Origin of the sequence: Pseudomonas avellanae BPIC 631, assembly GCF_000444135.1 — a bacterium.
Taxonomy (GTDB): Bacteria; Pseudomonadota; Gammaproteobacteria; order Pseudomonadales; family Pseudomonadaceae; genus Aquipseudomonas; species Aquipseudomonas avellanae.
In genome coordinates this window covers 1-5,069 of record NZ_ATDK01000079.1, presented here as the reverse complement: position 1 = coordinate 5,069, position 5,069 = coordinate 1, and the positions used below count along the sequence as shown (strand labels likewise).

The window sequence follows — 5,069 nt, the reverse complement described above, 5'->3', positions numbered from 1 at the left end:
GATATCTTGGGCGCTCATTTCTTCGCCTCCAACGGTGTAATCAACGAGCAAGAATAGACGATTTTACAGAGCATTTATTTTTGAGACAGCACACTAGCAGCTAGCAGATCAAACCCGATCACTTCCGGACGGCTGTCTATCGAGCGGTTGCTCGCCAGTCGCTTGCGCAGCAGGCGTCGAGTGCGACCAGGTCACATACCGGAAGCGGTCATAGAGTCCCGCCACCATTTGCCCACCCGCAATTCTCCCGGGGATTGCGGTTGAAAGCGCGCTGGCCGCGCCCCCCAGTCGTGAAGTGCTTACGTAATTCCCGGCCCAGGATGCCGCCTTCTTACCCTTTTCGGTCATGTAGCTCAAACCCTTGCCGGCAGCCGCGCCGGCCACTTCACCAACCATGCCTGGCAGCGTGAGGTTGGCCGCAGTCAGCACTGTGGCACCGGCGGCGTACCCTTTCAAACCTTTGTCGAGGAAGTTCCAGGCCTTGTTGACCCCCAGAAACCCCGTCATCACCAGGTTCAGCCCAACGATTTCCTTGAAGACCTGAACAGCCTTTTGCATGTCGACTTCGGGATTTATCGCCAGCTTGAGCATTTCCGAAGCGCACCACACACCGTCCGCCGCGTAGTCGGCTTTACCGACCATGCTTTTCATCAGCATTACCAGCGCAGCACCGATACCCGCAGTCAGGGCAACCAGACCCAACTTGGGGTAGAAATCCGCGTCCGCCTTGCGCTCGGTCTCAGGCAGCTCAAGGCCTGCGCGAATCGCATCACCTGCTTCAAAAGCAGCCTTGAACTCACTGCTCTTGGTGCCCAGATACGTCAGGCTCGAGTTCATGATGTCGGTGATGTTGTTGTCTTGCTTGTAAGCTTCGGTCGCCACTTTCATCTGCTGAGCGAAATGCTCGCTGACGTTGAAGTGATTGACCACTGCACGGTGGTCTTCGTCGGAGATGCTCGCATCCCCCGTGTCTGGACTGGAAAATTTGCTTTTCGCGAGCTTGAATGCAGACGCGATTGACTCTCGGTTGAATACGGCCAGTGTGGCTGCGCCGGACGTCACGGCGGCCGCAATGCCGAAACCGACCTGCTCCAGTAAATGTTCGTTCTTGGCAAAAGTGGGCTGCGCCACAATGGCGTTGGCCAGCACCGTGACGAAATAGCGATTGAGCCCGTGGTCGATGTTGGTCCGTGAATTGGTCAGCTCGTTCATCATCAGGCCAGCCATGAACACCGCATTTTTCGTGAAGTGCGCAACCAGCGACGAGCTGTAGGAGTTGTCCTTGCTGACGAATGCCACTGCCAGGGGTAATGGCGCCAAGGCCAGTAGCATCACCGGACTCGCAGCAACGCGGCCCATGAACGAGGCGCCGTCCTTGAGTGTAGCCAGCTCGGTATTCATGCTCTTGTTGAGGCTGAGCAATTCTTCGCGCACTTGAGGCGGGAGCCCCGACCGGTTCAGTACCTCGGGCAGGCGGTCATTGTGAGCGCGCCAGGCGTCGAGCTGCCCTTGCCCGTTGGCCTGGACGATCGCGCCAAGCATTTCCCGCTCCGCTTCGGTCAGCGCAGGCGATGGTTTTTCCAGCAGCGGCTTCAACCCCTCGGACGTCGCGGTAGTCGCCTTGGGCAGGTTTTCGAGATCGGCCAGTTGTTCCTCGGTCAACAACAGCGAACCATTAGCCAGGGCCAAACGAAATTTTTCGTCGAACCCCATGCCGCCCCGAGCCTCTATGTCTTCCTCCCGGGCAAACGACAGCGGGGTGTCACTGACGATAGTGCGCTGCTCTTCAGTGAGATGGATCGCATGTTTGTTCAAAAATGCGTGCATCTGTTCGGGCGAAAGGTGCGGCGCGGGGCTACGCAGCAAGGCCAGCAACTTCTTGTCGTCCATGGGTGCAACCGCCCCGTAGGCATCGAACTTGCGCACCAGATTGCCGCCCGCCTTTAGCAATGCCAGGCCCCGTGTCAACCTGGGCTCTACGACCTCACGACTGTGTACCGAGCTCTCCCCGGAGTCGCTCACTCTCTCTTCAGAAGTGGGTAAAAGATCGTTTTTACGCAGTTCTGCCAGCAACTCCCCCACCGCTTCCGCAAGGGAGCGCAGATCACTCTGGGTCGGTGTGTCCGGGCAATGCTCGATCAATGACGCCAAGGCGGCCGGCAACGTCTCGAGCGCCTCAAGCGTATCGCCATGCGGACGGAGCAGACCGGTCATCTCCTCGGAATGATCACGCAGGTTGCTAATCAGCTCCGCTGTGCGGTCCTTGGCGGTGCGTATGAAACTGCCGAACGATGCGTAGGGCGTCGTGCCTTCAGGCTTCTCGGCCAGTACCTTGGGATCGAGATGAATCAACGCCAGCAGATCCGCAACGCCTCGCGCACGAATGTGCGACTTGCCGGTAAATAGCGCGACAGATTGATGCAGCCGCGCCGTCTTCAGCCCCTCGCAGGCCTGGGACAGAGGCGCATGAGACGCGTGGGACTCAGGCGTGTCCGCCAACTGCCGCGTGCAATCATCAAACGCCTCTTTCAGCGCCTGCTGCTGATCCCCATTTGCGAGCTGGTGCCAGCCCTGCTCGGTCATCGCTGCGTCGGCAAGCTCTTGGCCAAGTTGGGCAACCGCGGGATAAGACGGATTCTTTTTCGCCAGCTCGCGCCGAAAAGTCGCGAGCAGATGCACAGAATCCTGCGCCGGCGCAGTAGACCTGCTGCCAAAAGCCACGTCCAGTTTGCCAGATGCAACAAAGGCCTTGGTGCGAACCTGCTGCGGCGATTGCTCGAGGCTGCTTGCGGCATCGGAAGAAGCGTGAGAGGCATCCGGCAAGGATGAATAAGAGGAGCGTGTTATCTGCGATGGCATGATGGCTTTTTCCCTACTGTTGGTGGTACCGATGTTTAAAAGTCGGGACTAAGTGGCGCTCGATCCATAACGGTTCCCTGTAGTGACCCCCGACCGTGCCAATGAGGGGGGTCGCGTCATTACACTCGGCGCCATAGCTTCAGCGGTAGCAGCTTTCCACGTAATTCATCGCCGCCTGAATAGATGCGACTGAACGCAGATCTTCATGCACACCCAGCCACACACCAACCTCCAGCGGCCTGGACAGTTCAAGCTGGCAAAGGCGCGGGTTTTGTTCGACAGCAAAATCAGGCAGCAACGCAATGCCCACACCGGCCTCTGCGGCACGGATCTGTAACTCCACCGTCTTGGCTTCCAGCACAAAAGGACGCGTGCCGACAATAGCCTTGAGCTCTGCATTCTGGCTGGCAGTCATCACCTCACTGTCGTAGCCAATGAACTCATAATGCACACCGAGCCGTTGCTCAAGATAAAAACTCGAACAATAAAATGAAAAAGACGCCGTCCCGATACGCCGCGCAACAATGCCGTTTTCGACAGGTCTGGAAAAACGGATGCACAGGTCTGACTGGCAACTGGATAACGACGAATACTGATGATCACCCAACAGCCGCAACACAATGCCAGGGTGCATCGCCCGAAACGCCCCCAACTGCGGCACCAACTTCTCGATAGCAACGGATGAAGGCGCGCTGATCGTGACCTCGGTCGCAGGCGCGTCCTGAGCCGCCACGGCCAGCCGGCCTATGGCCTCGGCCTGCTCTTCAATGCGTCGGCCAATGACAGCCAGTTTCCGACCATCATCGGTCAATTCGTAGAGGCGCTTGCGACGGTCAACAAGTTTGACGTTCAGGGATTTTTCCAGAGAGGCGATGCGGCGCGAGACGGTGGCGTGTTCGACCCCTGACTTCTTCGCCGCGCCGCTCAGAGACTTAACCGTGGCGAACGTCAGAAAATAACGCAAGTCTTCCCAGTCGAAAGTAGTTTTAGGGCTATGTCTATCGTTAAATCCACATGAAGCAGGCCTATCTAAGAGGGTGTAGACAAAATCATGTAGTGAGTCGGCGCGCGAGTATTCGAGCCTCGGCCAACCAAACCCATGCCTCGCTTACCGCAAAAAGGCGATCATGATGCATGATCAGTCGCCGAGCTCTCTCATTCCAGGCATGAGTTCGCTCCACTACCCATCGCTTGGGCATGACCACAAATCCAGTCTGAACAGGCTCCACGGAAAATAGATCGCCTTGTTCAGAGTGCCATTGCCCTGTTCTTCTGTTATTCGGGCCACGGATCACTTGAACATCGATAGCGTGCAGTTGATGGGTGCGCTGTGCCCATTTTCCTGCGTACGCACTATCAACAAAAAGCGTGCTCAGTGACGGATATTTTTCCTTCGAGTACGCCACCGCATCATCCGCCGCGTCACGATCCTGCACGCTTGCAGCACTGATACTGACAGCCAGCAGCAGGCCCAATGTATCGACGATCAGACTTCGTTTACGCCCCTTCACTTTTTTGCCTGCGTCGTAGCCGCTGTCACCGCCTTGAGGAGAACTGCGGGTCGACTGTGAATCCAGGATCGCTGCTGACGGGCTGTCAGCGCGTTCTTCCCGCTCACGCCATTGAGCTCGCAAGCGATCATGCATTTGCTCGAACTTGCCTTGAGCGCTCCACCGGCGGAACGTTTTGTAGACATTGTCCCAATGAGGAAAATCGCGGGGTAGCATTCGCCATGAGCACCCCGTGCGTACGACATAGCAACAGGCTTCCAGCAACGTGCGCCGAGAGTGAAGCGGTGGCACTCCTCGTCCGCCCTGGCTTTCAAACAGGTCGGCGACCAGTGCCCACTCGGTATCTGTCAAGCAACTCGGATATAGCTGCTCCGGCAGTTGGCGGCGGGGGTTTCATTGTAGCCATAGGCTTTATTAGGTTCAGGTGACTGAAAACTTCCCTTGGCCCGCTGCTTTACACGCGTAATCCCTGCCATTTTCAACGCTTTTGCAAAGGTGTCGGGATGCGCAGTGATACCGGTTTCGGCGAAGAATACGAGCGCCAATTCGGCCTGGCTGGAATAGGGCTGTGCATGAGCGAGTTTCACCAGCACGGGATAGTGCTCGGCGGCAATCGAGCGAGGACGTCCGGTTTTAGGCATGGCTTGAGGGCTATTCAGACAAGGGAGTGAAAGTTTAATTTATTTTGTCTACACCCTC

Annotated in this window: 2 protein-coding genes and 1 pseudogene; all 3 read right to left on the bottom strand. The window is 57.2% G+C overall.

Annotated features, from left to right (window positions below; translation table 11 throughout):
- Positions 1 to 108: 108 nt before the first annotated feature.
- Positions 109 to 2,859: a HopW family type III effector protein gene (locus tag DW49_RS0105700; protein ID WP_005618739.1), complete on the bottom strand. Its 2,751-nt coding sequence runs from the start codon at positions 2,857 to 2,859 to the stop codon at positions 109 to 111.
- A gap of 139 nt (positions 2,860 to 2,998) precedes the next feature.
- A complete protein-coding gene (locus tag DW49_RS0105695; protein WP_005618742.1) occupies positions 2,999 to 3,823 on the bottom strand; it encodes a LysR family transcriptional regulator in 825 nt (274 codons plus the stop codon).
- Between the two features lie 85 nt (positions 3,824 to 3,908).
- A pseudogene (locus DW49_RS01000000128080) lies at positions 3,909 to 5,011 on the bottom strand (IS5-like element ISPsy19 family transposase).
- Between the last annotated feature and the right edge of the window lie 58 nt (positions 5,012 to 5,069).

Excerpts from the sequence above, each read along its gene's own strand:
- DW49_RS0105700 (WP_005618739.1), bottom strand. The coding sequence starts at position 2,859 with ATGCCATCGCAGATAACACGCTCCTCTTATTCATCCTTGCCGGATGCC.